The sequence below is a fragment of the Streptomyces sp. GESEQ-35 genome (assembly GCF_017948485.1).
Taxonomy (GTDB): Bacteria; Actinomycetota; Actinomycetes; order Streptomycetales; family Streptomycetaceae; genus Streptomyces.
This window is the reverse complement of the sequence record NZ_JAFFSX010000004.1, coordinates 172,498-188,599: the sequence shown is the minus strand read 5'-3', so window position 1 is coordinate 188,599 and position 16,102 is coordinate 172,498. Positions and strand designations below refer to the sequence as shown.

General features: G+C 70.9%; 12 protein-coding genes and 1 pseudogene. 5 read left to right on the top strand and 8 right to left on the bottom strand.

The features are described from left to right. Positions 1 to 54: 54 nt before the first annotated feature. Positions 55 to 2,130, bottom strand: coding sequence for an ABC transporter family substrate-binding protein (locus KCH87_RS10220; protein WP_210585643.1), 2,076 nt, complete (start codon positions 2,128 to 2,130; stop codon positions 55 to 57). 398 nt (positions 2,131 to 2,528) lie between these two features. Between KCH87_RS10220 and KCH87_RS10215 the strand changes: the two genes are divergently transcribed. From KCH87_RS10215 to KCH87_RS10200, 4 genes are read left to right on the top strand one after another with little or no spacing between them, the layout of a single operon-like run. Continuing rightward, complete coding sequence (locus tag KCH87_RS10215) at positions 2,529 to 2,819, top strand: hypothetical protein (RefSeq protein ID WP_210585642.1); 291 nt, start codon at positions 2,529 to 2,531, stop codon at positions 2,817 to 2,819. Between the two features lie 35 nt (positions 2,820 to 2,854). Continuing rightward, positions 2,855 to 3,691 (top strand): hypothetical protein, encoded by an 837-nt coding sequence (locus KCH87_RS10210; protein WP_210585641.1) that lies wholly within the window; start codon positions 2,855 to 2,857, stop codon positions 3,689 to 3,691. After that, complete coding sequence (locus KCH87_RS10205; RefSeq protein ID WP_210585640.1) at positions 3,691 to 5,619, top strand: fumarate reductase/succinate dehydrogenase flavoprotein subunit; 1,929 nt, start codon at positions 3,691 to 3,693, stop codon at positions 5,617 to 5,619. The genes KCH87_RS10210 and KCH87_RS10205 overlap by 1 nt, the downstream gene beginning before the upstream one ends. Beyond that, on the top strand, positions 5,616 to 6,392 hold the full coding sequence (locus KCH87_RS10200) for a succinate dehydrogenase/fumarate reductase iron-sulfur subunit (RefSeq protein WP_210585639.1): 777 nt from the start codon (positions 5,616 to 5,618) through the stop codon (positions 6,390 to 6,392). The genes KCH87_RS10205 and KCH87_RS10200 overlap by 4 nt, the downstream gene beginning before the upstream one ends. Here the strand turns inward: KCH87_RS10200 and KCH87_RS10195 are convergent. Next, complete coding sequence (locus tag KCH87_RS10195) at positions 6,384 to 7,313, bottom strand: class I SAM-dependent methyltransferase (RefSeq protein WP_210585638.1); 930 nt, start codon at positions 7,311 to 7,313, stop codon at positions 6,384 to 6,386. The genes KCH87_RS10200 and KCH87_RS10195 overlap by 9 nt on opposite strands. Positions 7,314 to 7,453: 140 nt before the next feature. After that, on the bottom strand, positions 7,454 to 8,602 hold the full coding sequence (locus tag KCH87_RS10190) for a hypothetical protein (RefSeq protein WP_210585637.1): 1,149 nt from the start codon (positions 8,600 to 8,602) through the stop codon (positions 7,454 to 7,456). 203 nt (positions 8,603 to 8,805) lie between these two features. On the opposite strand from KCH87_RS10190, the gene KCH87_RS10185 reads away from it, so the two are divergent. Next, positions 8,806 to 10,710 (top strand): hypothetical protein, encoded by a 1,905-nt coding sequence (locus KCH87_RS10185; RefSeq protein WP_247196049.1) that lies wholly within the window; start codon positions 8,806 to 8,808, stop codon positions 10,708 to 10,710. Positions 10,711 to 10,729: 19 nt separating this feature from the next. Here the strand turns inward: KCH87_RS10185 and KCH87_RS10180 are convergent, their stop codons facing one another. From KCH87_RS10180 to KCH87_RS10160, 5 genes and pseudogenes are all read right to left on the bottom strand, one after another. Next, entirely contained in the window at positions 10,730 to 13,393 is a 2,664-nt protein-coding gene (locus KCH87_RS10180) for a SpoIIE family protein phosphatase (RefSeq protein ID WP_210585635.1), read from the bottom strand. A 250-nt stretch (positions 13,394 to 13,643) separates the two neighbouring features. Continuing rightward, positions 13,644 to 14,076, bottom strand: a pseudogene (locus tag KCH87_RS10175) (ATP-binding protein). 185 nt (positions 14,077 to 14,261) lie between these two features. Continuing rightward, a complete protein-coding gene (locus tag KCH87_RS10170) occupies positions 14,262 to 14,660 on the bottom strand; it encodes a (deoxy)nucleoside triphosphate pyrophosphohydrolase (RefSeq protein WP_210585633.1) in 399 nt (132 codons plus the stop codon). Between the two features lie 44 nt (positions 14,661 to 14,704). Beyond that, on the bottom strand, positions 14,705 to 14,896 hold the full coding sequence (locus KCH87_RS10165) for an SPOR domain-containing protein (protein ID WP_210585890.1): 192 nt from the start codon (positions 14,894 to 14,896) through the stop codon (positions 14,705 to 14,707). A gap of 369 nt (positions 14,897 to 15,265) precedes the next feature. Then, the gene (locus tag KCH87_RS10160; RefSeq protein WP_210585632.1) at positions 15,266 to 16,018 is read right to left on the bottom strand and encodes a GntR family transcriptional regulator; all 753 of its coding nucleotides are present in this window, start codon (positions 16,016 to 16,018) and stop codon (positions 15,266 to 15,268) included. Positions 16,019 to 16,102 lie beyond the last annotated feature (84 nt).

Here is a 16,102-nt window from a genome sequence, read left to right as displayed (position 1 = left end):
GGCGGAATCGGCTGGGCAGGTCTCACGGGCGGCGCTGGGCCTGCGGAAAGTGCCTCAGTCGCCGGACGTCGGACTCGCCGACGCCTTCGCCCCCTTCTTCAGGAACCCCATGTCCTCATAGACCGGCGTCTGGAAGCCGAAGGCGCCCGCGTTGGCCGTGCCCTTCCATGTGGCGGTCAGTTGGGGGCGCTGGTAGAGGGGGATGGAGCCGGCGGTGGCCCAGATGCGGGAGTCGGCCTTGCGGATCAGGGACCGGGTCTCGGACTCGTCGAGGGTGGAGATGGCCTGGTCGAAGAGCTGGTCGACCTGGTCGGTGCCGACGCGGGTGTAGTTCTGCTCGACGTTCAGGGAGCCGTCGGCGGCCGGGACGGGCTTGGCGTAGATGGGGCGGGCGTCGGTGGCGGGGAAGGCGGAGGCGGGCCAGGAGTAGAGGGCGAGGTCGTACTGGCCGGACGCGATGTGGTCCTTGAAGTAGCTCTCGTCGGAGACCTTCTTCAGTTCGGTGCCGATGCCGACCCGGTCCAGCATCCGGCGGATCCGGTCGGCCACCGTACGCAGCGTCTCGGAGCCGACGCCCGACGGCAGCACGAAGGTGAGGGTGAGCGGCTTGCCGTTCTTGGCGAGCGGACCGGCGGGGGCGCCCGCGGGGGCGGCGGTGCCCATGGGGGCGTACGCGCCGGGCGCACCGCCCTGTTTGAGCTGCTGCTTGCCGTCCTGGGCGAGGTGCTCCTGGCCCTTCTCGGGGTGCTTCTTCTCCCGGTCGGCCTCGCCCGGCGCCTTGTGGTCCGACGCGTACGACTTGCCGTCCTCGCCGACGATGTACGTACCGTCGTCGCCGCCCTGGGACTCGTCCTCGGCGTTCCTGCCCTCGGGGCCGGCCGCCTTCTCGCCCTTCTTCTGCTGCTCCTTGACGGTGCCGCCCCGCACCCACCCGGCGTCCGCGAGCAGCGCCTGGGCCTCCTTGGTGTCCTGGTCGCCCAGGGCGCCGCTGTTGTCGGCGTAGGCGGCCTGGCCGGAGAGCGCGAGGTGGCTGCCGACGGGGACGGCGGGCAGGCCCAGCGGCTTGAGGACGGCCTTGGCCAGTTCCTTGCGGTCGAGGGCGCGGGCCACGGCGCGGCGGACGCGCTCGTCGGCGAGCGGGCCGTCGGCGCCGTTGAGGGCGAGCTGGGTGTAGGCGGGCTCGAAGGACTTGCGGACCTCGAAGCCGCGCAGCGGGTCCGAGCCGCCGGGGCCCTGGAGCGGGGTGCTCGTGCCCTGCGGACGGGCGGCGAGGGTGATGCGGCGCGACACCTCGGCGTCGATCTCGGCCAGGTCCAGCTTGCCCGCGGCCAGCTGGGCGGCCCGCTCGTCGCGCGGTACGGAGCGCAGCACGATCTGGGAGAGCTTGGCGGGCCGCCCCCACCAGCGCGGACTGCGGGTGAGGGTGATCTCATCGGCCTTGCGGTCGATCTTCTTCAGCAGGAAGGGGCCCGCGGTGACCTTGAGCTTGCGCCGCGCTCCGTCGTTGAAGGAGTCCGGCGTGCCCATGACCTCCTTCGGGTACAGCGGCGTGAACAGCGACTGCCAGTCGGCATAGGGCCGGGCGAAGGTGACCTTGACCTCAAGGTCGTTGGCGCCGCGCTGGATCCGCTCGATGCGGTCGTAGCCGGCGTTGCGGGCGGTCCAGTAGGCGCTGTCCTTGCCGGACAGGGCACGCCACTGGGCGGCGAAGTCGGCGGCGCCGATCTCCCGGCCGTTGCTCCAGACCGCCTGCTGGTTGAGCTTGTAGAGGACGACCTGCTTGGGCTCGGTCTCGACGACCTTCGCCGACTCCAGGTGGTCGGGGTTGATCTGCGGGCGGCCGTTCACGTCGAGCCGGAACATCGACGGCAGGACGGCCTGGGCGACGCGGGTGGTGGTGGCGTCGGCGTCGGCCTGGAAGGTGTTCAGGGTCTCCGGTACGGAGTCCACCGCCCAGCGCAGGGTGCCGCCGTCGGCGACCAGGGCGCGGCCGGCGGGCGCGATGTCCTGCCCGGCCAGGGGTTTGCCGGCCTGGTCCTCGGAGCTGCATCCGGTGAGCGCGAGTGCGCCCGCGGCGAGGAAGGCCACGGAGCGCATGACCTGGCGCTGTCCGACGCCGTCGTGGGACATCTCTTACCTCCGGGGGCACAGGGCGTTATGATCACTTTTGGCGGTATATGGAGCTGATCACACGTATGCGGCCACCTAAGAGGAAAGGGTTCAGCAACGGAGTGCGACACGGCGGCGAGGCAGCAGAAGCCCACCCGCTCGGCCCAATCGGCTCGCACCTGTGAACGCCGGTCGGGCGTTGTCAGCCCGCCCGGCGACCGAGGACGAGGCCCTTCAGGCCGAAGCGGGGCCGGGGGCGCAGCCCCCGGGGACAGCGACCCCCACGCACCCGCACACACCAACAGACCTCAGCCAATCGGTGCACACGGCTTCCCACCGGCCGGTGTGACGCGCAACACTCGCAGGCGCATGAACGTTGCCACCCACGGCCGCCCGGCCTACGGAAGTGAGGAAACGTCATGTCGGTACACGACGAACTGACGTCCATCCAGCGCAGCATCGACGACCTGTCCAGGTCCGTCAGCCGCCTGGAGCAGCAGATGGGCAGCGGCGGGCTGGACATCCGCCGGGTCCGCACCGACTGCGATCACCTGCGCGAGAGCGCCGCGCTGCTGCGGGATGCGGCCGCCGCCCCCGCCGAACCCAAGCGCCCCGAACTCGTCACCATCCCCGACACCCCGTACGACGACTCGCTGTGGATCGACACGGACGACGAGGGACTCGGCGCCCGTGACCGGCACGCCCCCTGAGCCCTCGAACGGATCGAACCGACCGGAGTCATGAGTTGGCCACTGGTACGGAACCACCGACAACAGAATCCCATCCCCCCGGCGGCGGCGTACGGACCGGTACGCGCGCCGCGATCGACGCCCCGCACCTGCGGACCGACCGCTGGTGGCTGGCACCCGCCGCCACCGCGGCCGGTCTGCTGGCGTTCATCGTCTACTCGACATGGCGGGCCTTCGCCGACGCGGACTACTACGCCGCGCCGTATGTCTCGCCGTTCTACTCCCCTTGTCTGGCGGAGCGCTGCGAGCCGATGCACGCCGGCCCCAACTGGGAGATCTTCGGCAGCTGGTGGGGCATCTCCCCCGCGATCATCATCCTGATCTTCCCGCTCGGCTTCCGCCTGACCTGCTACTACTACCGCAAGGCCTACTACCGGGGCTTCTGGGCGTCACCCCCGGCCTGCGCGGTGGCCGAGCCGCACAAGAAGTACTCCGGTGAGACCCGCTTTCCGCTGATCCTTCAGAACATCCACCGGTACTTCTTCTACGCCGCGATCCTGGTCGCCGGAATCCTGTCGTACGACACCGTGCTCGCGTTCCGCGACGAGCACTACGAGTGGGGCCACATGGGCCTCGGCACGCTGGTGTTCTTGGTCAACATCGTGCTGATCTGGGCGTACACCCTGTCCTGCCACTCCTGCCGGCACATCGTCGGCGGCAAGCTCAAGCACTTCTCCCGGCACCCCGTGCGCTACCGCATGTGGCAGTGGGTCGGGAAGCTGAACAACCGTCACATGCTGCTCGCCTGGGCGTCGTTGGTGAGCGTGGCGCTCTCCGACTTCTACGTCTATCTCGTCGCGTCCGGCGCTTTCGATGATCCGAGGTTCTTTTGATGTCCGTGGTCGACCGGCAGGAGTGGGACGTCGTCGTGGTCGGCGCCGGGGGCGCCGGACTCAGGGCCGCGATCGAGGCACGCGAGCGGGGCGCCCGTACGGCCGTGATCTGCAAGTCGCTGTTCGGCAAGGCGCACACGGTGATGGCCGAGGGCGGCATCGCCGCGGCGATGGCCAACGCGAACCCGCACGACAACTGGCAGGTCCACTTCCGCGACACGATGCGCGGCGGCAAGTTCCTCAACCAGTGGCGGATGGCCGAGCTGCACGCGCAGGAGGCGCCCGACCGGGTCTGGGAGCTGGAGACCTGGGGCGCCCTGTTCGACCGTACGAAGGACGGCCGGATCTCCCAGCGCAACTTCGGCGGCCACGAGTACCCGCGCCTCGCCCACGTCGGCGACCGCACCGGCCTGGAGCTGATCCGGACACTCCAGCAGAAAATCGTCTCCCTCCAGCAGCAGGACATGAAGGAGACCGGGGACTACGAATCGCGCCTGAAGGTCTTTCAGGAGTGCACGGTCACAAGGGTCTTGAAGGACGGGGATCGCGTCTCCGGGGTCTTCGCCTACGACCGTGAGACCGGCCGTTTCTTCGTCCTGGAAGCGCCCGCTGTCGTGATCGCGACGGGCGGGATCGGCAAGTCCTTCAAGGTGACGTCGAACTCTTGGGAGTACACCGGCGACGGGCACGCGCTGGCGCTGCTCGCCGGGGCGCCCCTGCTGAACATGGAGTTCGTGCAGTTCCACCCGACGGGCATGGTCTGGCCGCCGTCGGTGAAGGGCATTCTCGTCACGGAGTCGGTGCGCGGCGACGGAGGAGTGCTCAGGAACTCCGAGGGCAAGCGGTTCATGTTCGACTACATCCCCGACGTCTTCAAGGAGAAGTACGCCGAGTCGGAGGCGGAGGGCGACCGCTGGTACGAGGACCCGGACAACAACCGGCGTCCGCCGGAGCTCCTTCCACGTGACGAAGTCGCCCGCGCGATCAACTCCGAGGTCAAGGCGGGCCGCGGCTCCCCGCACGGCGGCGTCTTCCTCGACGTGTCGACGCGGATGCCCGCCGAGGTGATCAAGCGCCGACTGCCGTCCATGTACCACCAGTTCAAGGAGCTGGCCGACGTCGACATCACGGCGGAGGCGATGGAGGTCGGGCCCACCTGTCACTACGTGATGGGCGGCATCGCGGTCGAGTCCGACACGGCGGCCGCGCGCGGGGTGCCGGGACTGTACGCGGCCGGTGAGGTGGCCGGCGGCATGCACGGCTCCAACCGGCTCGGCGGCAACTCGCTGTCCGACCTGCTGGTGTTCGGACGCCGGGCGGGCTGGCACGCGGCCGAGTACGCGGCGGCGCAGGCCTTCGAGCGTCCGCCGGTGGACGACGTCCAGATCGACGCGGCGGCGGCGGAGGCACTGCGCCCGTTCTCCGCGGAGGGCCCCGTCGAGGGCACCCCGGAGAACCCGTACACCCTCCACCAGGAACTCCAGCAGACCATGAACGACCTGGTCGGCATCATCCGCCGCGAGGGCGAGATGCAGCATGCTCTGGAGAAACTCGCCGAGCTGCGCGTACGGGCCCGGCGGGCCGGCGTGGAGGGCCACCGCCAGTTCAACCCGGGCTGGCATCTCGCCCTGGACCTGCGGAACATGCTGCTGGTCAGCGAATGTGTGGCACGGGCGGCGCTGGAGCGCACGGAGTCGCGCGGCGGCCACACCCGCGAGGACCACCCGACGATGGACCGCAAGTGGCGCCCGGTCAACCTGCTGTGCCAACTGACCGACCCCACCGGCGGGTTGGCGGCGACCGACCCGGTACGCGGCCAGATCGATCTGCTCCGTGAGACCACCGACCCCATCCGTCACGACCTGCTCGCCCTCTTCGACAAGGAGGAGCTGGTCAAGTACCTCGCCGAAGAGGAGCTGTACGAGTGAGCAGCTACGAGGCCCGCTTCAAGGTGTGGCGGGGTGACATCAAGGGCGGCGGCCTGAAGGACTTCGAGGTCGAGGTCAACGACGGCGAAGTCGTCCTGGACATCATCCACCGCCTCCAGGCCACCCAGGCCCCCGACCTGGCCGTCCGCTGGAACTGCAAGGCGGGCAAGTGCGGTTCGTGCTCGGCGGAGATCAACGGACGGCCGCGGCTGATGTGCATGACGCGGATGTCGGTGTTCACGCCCGAGGACACGATCACCGTGACTCCGCTCCGTGCCTTCCCGGTGGTCCGCGACCTCGTCACGGACGTCGGCTTCAACTACACCAAGGCGCGCGAGGTCCCGGCCTTCGTACCGCCCGCAGATCTCGGGCCCGGCGAGTACCGGATGATGCAGGAGGACGTGGACCGCTCGCAGGAGTTCCGCAAGTGCATCGAGTGCTTCCTGTGCCAGGACACCTGCCATGTGGTCCGCGACCACGAGGAGAACAAGCCGGCGTTCGCCGGGCCCCGCTTCCTCATGCGGGTCGCGGAGCTCGACATGCATCCGCTGGACGCCGCCGGCGAGTCCGGCCTGGACCGCAAGCGCACGGCCCAGGACGAACACGGTCTCGGCTACTGCAACATCACCAAGTGCTGCACGGAGGTCTGCCCCGAAGGCATCAAGATCACGGACAATGCGCTGATCCCCTTGAAGGAACGGGCAGTTGACCGCAAGTACGACCCGCTGGTGTGGCTGGGTTCGAAGATCCGCCGCCGCCCCGCGTCAGGCTGAGGCGGCGGCTCGCAGATACCCCGAGTGGGCCACCTGACCGAGGAACGTGAACCGGGTGTCCGTGGTCATGTGCTTCTCGAAGGCCTCCTTGATCCCGGACCACTTGGGGTGTCCGAAGTCGTCGAGTACGACGATGCCGCCGGGCGCGACGATCTGCTCGGCCCACTCCAGGTCGGCGGCGACACCGGCGGCGGAGTGGTCGCCGTCGACGATGACCACGCCGTAGGAGCGGTCGGAGACCAGGGCGCGCACCTCCGGGTCCTCGGAGAAGCCCTGCTGGATCCGGGCGGCGGCGCCGGCCGCGCCCGCGAGGGCCAGATTGGTGCGGACGGCGGCGCCGTTCACCGGGGTGCCGGAGGCGTCGTTGCCCATGGTGGCGCCGGGCTGGAGCTGCGTCCCGGCGAGTGGATCGACGATGGTCAGGCTCGGCGCACGACCCGCCCGCTCCATCATCCGGATCAGCGCGGCGCCGAACATCCCGTACAGCGTGCCGATTTCGAGGATCTCGTCGTTCGGCGGGTCGAGCAGCGGTACGGCGGAGAGCTTGCCGACGATGTTCATCGTGCCGCCCGCTATTCGCCCGACGCCGAGCGCCTCCATCGCGATGAGCAGCCGGAACGCCTGGGCGACATTGCGCTCGGCGGCATCCCTGTTCCCGCCGGAGACCTCCGCCAACTCCGCGATGGTGCGGTTGAGATGAGGCGCAGACGGCAGCCGTGACGCCCCGCGCCCGGTCCCGTCGAAAAACAGCTCCAGGGGCCGCTGACGATTACGCAGCCTCTTCAGTTCCTCCTGCGTGACGTCGGCCCGGGCAGTCTCCCCGACGATACGGCGGACCTGGCGCTCAATGCGCTGGTCGATGAGTTCGGCGATCGGACGCAGGGCGCGCCGGGCAGCCTTGCTGGTGATTAGCGCTCGCATGGATGTGCGACCTCACAGGGATCGGAGATGTGGACCGTAGGACGGGCACAGCACGTTCACAACAAACTAGGGGGCCCAAAGAGGGAAAGTCCGCACGACGGCTGGATGGCGGGATGGTTACATCGCCGGCGCGGTGCGGCTCACCCCACGTCCGGCTTGTTCACCCAGCCCTCCCGGTACGCCGTCCAGTCCTCCTCGGTCGCGGCGAAGTCGACGTACAGGGCGACGCCGAAGTTCGGGCGGTCCGCGTCCGTGCGGGACAGGCCGAGGCGGACGCCGCGGACGGCGGCGGGGACGGTTTCGGCGTGCGCCCAGTGGCCGAAGCGGTTCTCGTGGAAGAAGGGCAGGCCCATCAGCAGGTCGGTGGTGGGCGGGGTGACCTCCAGGGCGAGGGAGGTCTGCTGGGCGACATAGCCGCCGTACGTGCTCTCCAACGGCTGCATGGTGTCGTACGACATGACGGCGATCTGGTCGACGCGGCGGGCCACCTGGCCGAAGAACTCCTGCGACCACCATTTCGGGTGGCCGGTGGTCGCGCCCCAGAAGGAGTGGAAGCCGGGGAGCGGGTCGATCTGGTGGGCGGCGACGGAGAGCGGGGCGTCCTGGGCGCGGGTGACGCGGTGCAGGGCGTCGAGGAGCGTGAGGTAGTCGCCGTCGTCCGAGTGGAGGGGCTCCAGGTCGAAGTGGACGCCGTCGAAGCCGGCCGCCAGGATCTGCCGGGTGGAGGCGACCACGGCCGATCTGGTCTCCGGACGCTCCAGGCGCATGCCGTCGGGGCTCTCGGTGGCCAGCACGTCGCCGAGCCAGGCCTGGACGCGGATGCCGGGGATTGCCTCGTGCACGGCGTCGATGAACCAACTGGCCCTCGGGTACGCCGACCCGGGCAGCGTTCCGTCGTGTTCCAGGGGGCCTGCGTGGACGTAGAGGTCCCTGATGCCGGTGGTTTCGAGCTGCCGGGCGAGGGCGGTGACGTCGGCGTCCTTCTTCCGGCCGTCGACCCAGGCGTGGCCCAGCCAGATCGCGTCGCGGTCGCGGGTGTGGGTGCCGGATGCGAGGTCGCCGGTGTAGTTCAGACGGAGGGCTGCTTCGGCGGCGAGGAGGGGTAGGAGCAGGGCCAGGAGGAGGGCGAGAAGGGTACGGCGGGTGCGTCTGGGCCACTTCTTCCGACCCGCACCATCCTTGCCGCTCTCGTCGCCGCTCTCGTCGTCGGGTGCGGGTGGCTCCTGTGGCGTGTCCTCGTCACCGCCGGCCGGCGGTACGTCTGCCGTTTCAAGCGTCGGTTCGTTCATCCCCGTGTCCCCTCCCTCGTCGAGGCCGCACCCCGCCTGACGCACCCCGGTCGCGCGGGCTCATACCCGGTCATACGCTCCGAAATGTGACGTCATCCTTGTTCCGGGGCCGGCCGCGGCGTGCCGCCTCGCACATATCCGTGCGGGTGGCGCATACCGTGCTGGGTGGTGCGGCCGGGCTGGTGTGGCTCGTGCTGCCGGGGATGACGATCAATGCCGAGGATCCGGTTCCGGCCGTGCGGGTGGGGGCGCAGGGGGTGCAGGGGGTGCAGGGGGAATCTCGGACATCGCAGACATCACAAACATCACAGGTATCGCAGGTATCGCAGGAAGAGGACGAGACATCCACCGCGGACCTCGTCCTGCCGCTTGTCGCGGCGAGCGCGGCGGTCGCGCTCGCCGGTTACGCGTACGTACGGCGGACCCGGCGGATGCGCACCCGTACGACGCCGGGCGGCGCCACGGTCGTGGCATCGGCCCCGCTCGCCACCGAACTCGACGAGCAGGCACGGGCATTGCTGATCGAGGCGGACGACTGCGTCCGGACCAGCCGTGAGGAACTCGGCTTCGCCGAGGCCTTGTTGGGTACGGCGGCCGTGGCGCCCTTCGCGCGGGCGCTCAGGGACGCGGAGTCCGAGCTGTCGTCCGCCTTCCGGATGCGGCAGCAGTACGACGACGGCGTCCCGGCCGACGGGGCGTCCCGACGGCACGCGCTCGCCGGGATCGTCGGGCGGTGCCAGGAGGCGGGGCGGCGGCTGGACGCGGAGGCGGCCGGGTTCGACCAACTGCGCGGGCTGGAGCGGGGCGTGGGCGAGGCGCTGGAGGCCGCTGAGACACGGTTCCGGGAGCTGGCGGGCCGCGCAGGTGCCGTGGAGGCGACCCTCGCCGACCTCGTCAACCGGTACGCACACGCCGCGACCGCCCCCGTCACCGGCGACGTCGAACAGGCCAAGGACCGGCTGGTGTTCGCCACATCCCGCCTCAACGAGGCCCGCCAGGCCACCGATTCCCACGAGGCCGAACGCGCCGCACGCCACCTACGCGCCGCCGAGTCCGCCGTCGCCCAGGCCACGGTGTTCCTCGACACCATCGACCACCTCGCCCGAGAACTCACCGAGGCAGAGACCCTCGTCCCAGCCACGCTGACCGGCGCGGAGGCGGAGATAGCGGGGGCACGGGGGCGGCTGCCGGACGCGGGCGGTGGGGTGGGAGCGACGGAGGGCGGGGCGAGGAGCGGCACAGGCGCAGACGCGTCGGCCGATGGCGGCGGGGACAGGGCGACGGGCGGCGGGGCGGAGGGCATAGGCACGGGGACCGGTGGTGACGCAGGCACGTCGGCCGATAGCGGCGGAGGCCGAACGACGAGCGGGGACGTGGGTGACACGGGCACAGGGACCGATCCGGCCGGGCGTGGGGCAGGCACGCCCTCGGCGATCGGGGGGCTCGCCGTCGATCAGGCGGGCGGTGGTGGCCCGGACGTGCCCGTGGGTGAGTTGCGTGCGCGGATTCGGCATGCCGATGGCGTGCTGGCCGCCGTACGAGAGGAGTTGACCGGTGGGCCGTACGACCCGCTCGATGCCCTGCGTCGGATTGTGCGGGCGGTCGTGCCGGTGGCGTCGGGGCGGGCGGGGGTGCTGCCGACCGCTGCTCTGCTGGCCGCCCGCGCGTCGGTCGCCCTTGCGGACGGGTTCGTGGTGACACACCGGGGTGCGATGGGCAGCGAGGCCCGAACGCTGCTGGCGGAGGCGGAGCGGCTGCTCGCGGCGGGGCCTGAGGAGCGTGCGGCCGCCGGGCTCCGGGCGGGGAGCCGGGACCGTACGGCTGCCGCCGACCAGAACCGTGCGCCTGAGGTGGGGCGCCTGAGGCCCCCCGAGCGCACGGTGACCGGCGACCGCGCCACGGCCGACACCCTCGCCCGGCACGCCCTTGCTCTCGCCGAACAGGACGTCCGTGTACACGGCAACCCGGTCGCCGGAACGGCCCGTGAGATGGGTGTCAGCGGGGCGGTCCTCGGCGGGATCCTGCTGGGCGGCGCGCCGGACGGTGGCCCGCCCGCGAGCTTCGGCGGACCCCACAGCCGCGCCCGCCGAGGGGGCACAGCGACGTAGACCGGCGTCCGGCACCCCCTCAGAACAAGCTGAGCAACGCCTCCGCCGGATCCGCCAGGCCCGTTTCGCCGTCCGGCAGGGGGAGTTCGAACCAGACCGTCTTGCCGCGCGGGGTGCGCCGGGAGCCCCAGGCGGCGGAGAGGAGGCCGACGAGTTGGAGGCCCCGGCCGCCCTCGTCCGTGTCGCGGGCGCGGCGGCGGCGGGGCTGGACCAGCCCCGCGTCCCAGACCTCGCAGACCAGGGTGCGGTCCAGGAGCAGCCGTAGTCGGATCTCACCCTCGCCGTACCTCAAGGCGTTGGTGACCAGTTCGCTGACGAGCAACTCCGTCGTGTCGACGAGCGGTTCGAGGTCCCAGCTCAGCAGCTGCCCGCGCGCGTACTCACGGGCGCGGCCCACGCTGCGGGGCTCACGGGGCAGCGTCCAGTCGCCCACGGACCCGGCCGGCAGACCCTGGACCCGGGCCATCAGCAGGGCGATGTCGTCCTCGCCGTGATGGGTGTCGAGGGTGTTGAGGACGTGGTCGCAGACATCCTCAAGGGGCTCGGAGGGGTCCGTGAGGGCTCCTACGAACGCATTGAGGCCCTCGTCCAGGGGGTGGTCGCGGGATTCGACCAGTCCATCCGTGTAGAGCGCCAACAGGGCGCCTTCGGGTAGTTCGACCTCCACCTCCTCGAAGGGCTCCCCGCCGACGCCCAGCGGCATGCCCGGCGGCACGTCCAGCATCAGCGCGTCCTCGCCGGGTTCGACCAGGACGGGAGGCAGATGGCCCGCGTTCGCGAACGTGCAGCGCCTGGTCACCGAGTCGTAGACCGCGTACACGCAGGTCGCCAGATACACCTCGGACAGGTCCGCCTCGCGGGGGCGGCGGGCGGCCCGGGTCGCCTGCTGGACGCCGCCCGGCGCCCCGAGGCCCCGCGCGATCTCGTCCAGCGCCGACAGAACCTCCGCCGGTTCGAGGTCCAGCAGCGCCAGGGTCCGTACCGCGGACCGGAGTTCACCCATCGCCACCGCGGCGCGCAGGCCGCGTCCCATCACGTCGCCGACCACCAACGCCGTGCGATGGCCGGGCAGTTCGATGACGTCGAACCAGTCGCCGCCCACCTCGCTGGGCCGGTCGGCGGAGCTGTTGCCGGGCAGATAGCGGCAGGCGATGTCCAGGCCGGCGGCCACCGGGTCACCCGGCGGAAGCAGGGACCGCTGGAGTATCAGGGCCCGTTCGTGCTCCCGGCGGTACAGGCGGGCGTTGTCGATGCAGACCGCCGCCCGCGCCGCCAGCTCCACCGCCAGGTCCCGGTCCCGGTCGCCGAACGGCTCACTGCCCTTCGTACGGGAGAACTGCGCGAGTCCTACGACGGTGTCGTGGGCGACCATCGGTACGGCGAACGTGGACTGGACGAGGCCGCCCTCCTCGGGCGGGACGCGCCGCGGCTTGGCGGTGCGCAGGGCGTCCGCGCAGGGGGAGTTGAAGGGGTAGTGGTGGACGGCGCCGACGGCGACCGGCGTGCCGCCGCCGATGAAGGGTGCGTCGGAGACCGCGCTGGCGAAGGCGACCCGGCGCAGCGACGCGCTGCCGTCGGCGAGCCCGGGCGGGGTCTCGTCGCCGGCCAGCAGGCCCTGGTAGAGGTCGACCGTCGCCAGGTCGCAGAAGCCGGGGACGACGACGTCGAGGAGTTCGCGGGCCGTGGTCTCCAGGTCGAGGGAGTTGCCGATGCGGGCGCCCGCTTCATTGAGAAGGGCGAGATTGCGCCGGGCGGCGGCGGCCTCGCGGGCGGCGGCGCGGCGGGCGGTGATGTCGGTTCCGAGCCATGCGATGCCGATGGGGCGGCCGGTGCCGCTGTGCACCCGGTAGAGGTTGATGGACCAGTGGCGGCGCTCGTCGGAGTTCGGCAGAAAGCCCGTGACGTGCATGTCCGTGATGGCGTCGCCGGTCTCCAGGACGCGGCGCAGGACAGCGGAGACCCGTTCGGCCTCCGGCCGGGTCAGATAGTCGTGGACCCCTCGGCCGCGGTGGTCGTCCGGGGTGCCACCGAACGTGGAGGCGAACCGCTGGTTGGCGCGGCGAACCCGCAGGTCGGTGTCGATGAGCAGAAAGCCGAAGGGAGATTGGCCGAAAATCGACTGCGAGGCGGCGAGGTCGGTCTCGATGCTGCGGAGCGTGCGGACGTCGACGACGATGCAGACGGCGGCCTTCTCGCCGTCCTCGGTGCGCGTCGGCATGACGTAGACCTCGGCGAGGCCCTCGCCGCCACGATCGCCGTGGGCCGTCTCCGGGTTCCGGAAGGGGACCACGCCGGTCCACTCCCGGCCGTCGAGGATCTCGGCCATCTTCCGCTGGCCCTCCTCGCGCAGGTCCGGGTCGATGAACGCCTCGATGGGATCCATGCCGACGGCCCGCTCGGAGGGGATGCCGAAGAGCTGCTCGGCGCGCAGGCTCCACTGGTCGACGAGGCCGTCGGCGCCGATGGAGAAGGACGCGACCTTGATGTAGTCGTAGATGGAGCCGGGCGGGCTGCTCTGCCACATGGCGTCACCGGCGGGCGCGTCGGCGAACGGCACGTCGCCGGGCCGCCCGGCAGTGCCGGAGGCTCTCGTCGCGTCGGCCGCGACGGCAGCCGCGGCTCCCGTCCTCGCGCCGCCCGACGGGTCCTCGGACTCCGTGGCCTTCGCTGGTATCTCGCTCACGCGAACCGTCCCCTCCAGCTCACCGCGTCCGGCACCGGTCACCGGAGGCGGCTGCCCGCAGTATCCAGCACTACGACGCCGCACGACACGGTGTTCACGATCACAGCACGGTGCCGACGATTTTCGGTCCGCACTGCGACAACACCTACAGTCTTCTAACCAGCGGACACGTCGTCGAATCACGCGACTCAACAACCGCCAGTGGCCTGAACCAGCCACCGGACAGTGCGACGTGGGCTGTACACCCGGTTCAGCCCGGTACCGCCAGTTCGAACCACACCGTCTTGCCCGCCGCGCCGGGCCGGGTTCCCCAGCGACGCGAGGACAGGGCGACGAGTTGGAGTCCGCGCCCACTCTCGTCCTCGGGCAGGGCCGCACGCTCACGTGGCGGGTCCGGGAGGGGGTCGGAGACCTCGACCAGGAGCACGTCACCCAGGGCCGCGGGACGGACCAGCCGTACACCGATGGGGCCCGTGGCGTGCCGCAGGGAGTTGGTGACCAACTCGCTGACCAGCAGGGCCGTGATGTCTGCGACGCTGTCGAGGTCCCAGTCGCGCAGTCGCCCGCGGACGGCGGCACGGGCAGCGCGTACGGCGCCGGGGTCCGCGGGAAAGCTCCACTCGGCGCGGTCGCCTTCGGTGTCGATCACGCCCGATCACTTCCCAGGCCAGCCAGCCCACCATGTCCGGTTTCGTGGGGTTAATTGGCACATACCCGATATCTAGCCGCCAGTACCGTCCGCTGCGCGGGTTGGGCGAATGCGCCTAAGAGCTCGGGGCCTGGTGTCGTTGTGCGGGTGCGGGTTCGTTGTGGCTGGTCGCGCAGTTCCCCGCGCCCCTGGAGAGCGGGGGCTTCGCCCCACGCCTCCTCACCCCAGCCGTTGCTCGACCTCACACACCGCCTGCACGTCCTGCTCCAGCCACGGTACGTCCCACAGCTCCGCCGGCGTCAGCCAGCGCAGCTCGTCGTGGTCCTGGAGGGGCTTGGGGTCCGGGGAGGCGGGGAGGAGGCGGGCGGTCCACACCTGGAGGACGTACGGCGGCTTCAGCGGCCACTGGCCCGGCACGCGGCCTACGACCGCGGTCTCGACGCCGAGTTCCTCGCGCAGTTCGCGCACGAGGGCCGCTTCGGGGGTCTCGCCGGGTTCGACCTTGCCGCCGGGCAGCTCCCAGCGTCCGGCCAGTTCGGGGGGTGCGCTGCGGCGGGCGGCGAGCAGCCGTCCGCCGTCGACGAGTGCCGCCCCCACGACCACGATCGGTTCCATCATGCGCGGGAGCCTACGGGAGGGGTTCCGGGCTCACGCACGCCTGGTCAGTCGATCGGGCTCGCCCCGTTCTGTCCGATCCGCTCGACCCAGTACAGCTGCTTGTGTCCGCGGGTGTCGAGGCTGTCGGCGATCTTCTGGGCCTCGGCCCGGGTCGCGTACCGGCCCACACGGTAGCGATTGCCGTTGTCGTCCTGCCGTATCACGAGCCAGGGAAGAGTGATCGTGCTGTCGTTCATCCCGCCCCACTGCTCCTTCTCACTCACGACCGCACGAGTCCCTCCCCCGGCCTTCGGCCGGGGGGACCCCCATTTCGCTTCGCTCGCGGCCTGTGCCGTGCCCCACCCGCTAAGGAAACCGCAATCCGCATATGCCTGAGCCTACGCCTAACCTTCACGCAGCGAATACGGCTTTTCACAAAGAGGTACGCAACCAGCCATGACGCAGGGGGCGCACGGCGACGAGTGCGCCGTGCGGGCGCGTTCGCACATCCGGTCAGCGACCTGCCGCAGGTGCCTGACGCGACCTGCGAGAACGACCGGATTCCAACGCCCGGCGGACGGGCGCCCGTTGGACGGGCGCCGGGGCAACCGCCGTGACGGCGTGCGCTACTTCACAGGAAGGTGATAGGCGACCTGGTAGCGGTCGGCCGGGATGACCACGTCGGCCGTCTCCACCGGGCGGCCCGAGGCGTAGTACGTGCGGGAGACGACGAGGACGACATGGCCGGGAACGCCGCCCAACGCGAGCAGTTCCTCGGCGAGGCCCGGACGCGCGCCGACCTCCTCCGTCACGTTGTCCACGACGACGTCGATGGCGGCCATGCGCTCGACGACGCCCATGCCGCCGAGGGGGCCCTCCTCGGGCAGCATCACAGGCGTACGGCCGGTGACGGCGAGGGGCTCCCAGGAGGTGGAGAGCATCATCGCCTCGCCGGCCTCCCGGAAGACGTACTTGGTGCACATCACGCGGTCCCCGGGCTGTACGGCGAGCCGCTCGGCGACGGCACTGCTCGCCTCGGCCTGCCGGCTGCTGGACTCCCAGGTGCCGCGCGTCTCGCCGTCGGCCTGCTCCTGCCGGAACGGCGTCGCGCCCCCGGCGGGCCGGAACCCGGAGCGGGCGATACGGCGGGGCACCGGCCGCTCGCGCACATACGTCCCGGAGCCGGAGCGGCCCTCGACCAGGCCCTCGGCCATCAGCACCTTGCGCGCCTCGAGGGCGACGGTGTCCGAGACGCCGTACTCCTCACGGATCCTGGCCTGTGACGGGAGGCGGGTGTGCGGAGGCAGTGAACCGTCGACGATCTTCTTGCGGAGATCACCCGCGACACGCAGGTATGCCGGCTGCTCACCGAATGTCACTGGCCGCTCCCATCAGGTTGTACAGACAGCAACAGCGTGGCAACCGTGGGTTGTCCGGTGCAAGCAAAGGCCAGAGAATCACTC

Excerpts from the sequence above, each read along its gene's own strand:
- KCH87_RS10220 (WP_210585643.1), bottom strand. The coding sequence starts at position 2,130 with ATGTCCCACGACGGCGTCGGACAGCGCCAGGTCATGCGCTCCGTGGCC.
- KCH87_RS10215 (WP_210585642.1), top strand. The coding sequence starts at position 2,529 with ATGTCGGTACACGACGAACTGACGTCCATCCAGCGCAGCATCGACGAC.
- KCH87_RS10205 (WP_210585640.1), top strand. The coding sequence starts at position 3,691 with ATGTCCGTGGTCGACCGGCAGGAGTGGGACGTCGTCGTGGTCGGCGCC.
- KCH87_RS10195 (WP_210585638.1), bottom strand. The coding sequence starts at position 7,313 with ATGCGAGCGCTAATCACCAGCAAGGCTGCCCGGCGCGCCCTGCGTCCG.
- KCH87_RS10190 (WP_210585637.1), bottom strand. The coding sequence starts at position 8,602 with ATGAACGAACCGACGCTTGAAACGGCAGACGTACCGCCGGCCGGCGGT.
- KCH87_RS10185 (WP_247196049.1), top strand. The coding sequence starts at position 8,806 with ATGACGATCAATGCCGAGGATCCGGTTCCGGCCGTGCGGGTGGGGGCG.
- KCH87_RS10170 (WP_210585633.1), bottom strand. The coding sequence starts at position 14,660 with ATGATGGAACCGATCGTGGTCGTGGGGGCGGCACTCGTCGACGGCGGA.
- KCH87_RS10165 (WP_210585890.1), bottom strand. The coding sequence starts at position 14,896 with ATGAACGACAGCACGATCACTCTTCCCTGGCTCGTGATACGGCAGGAC.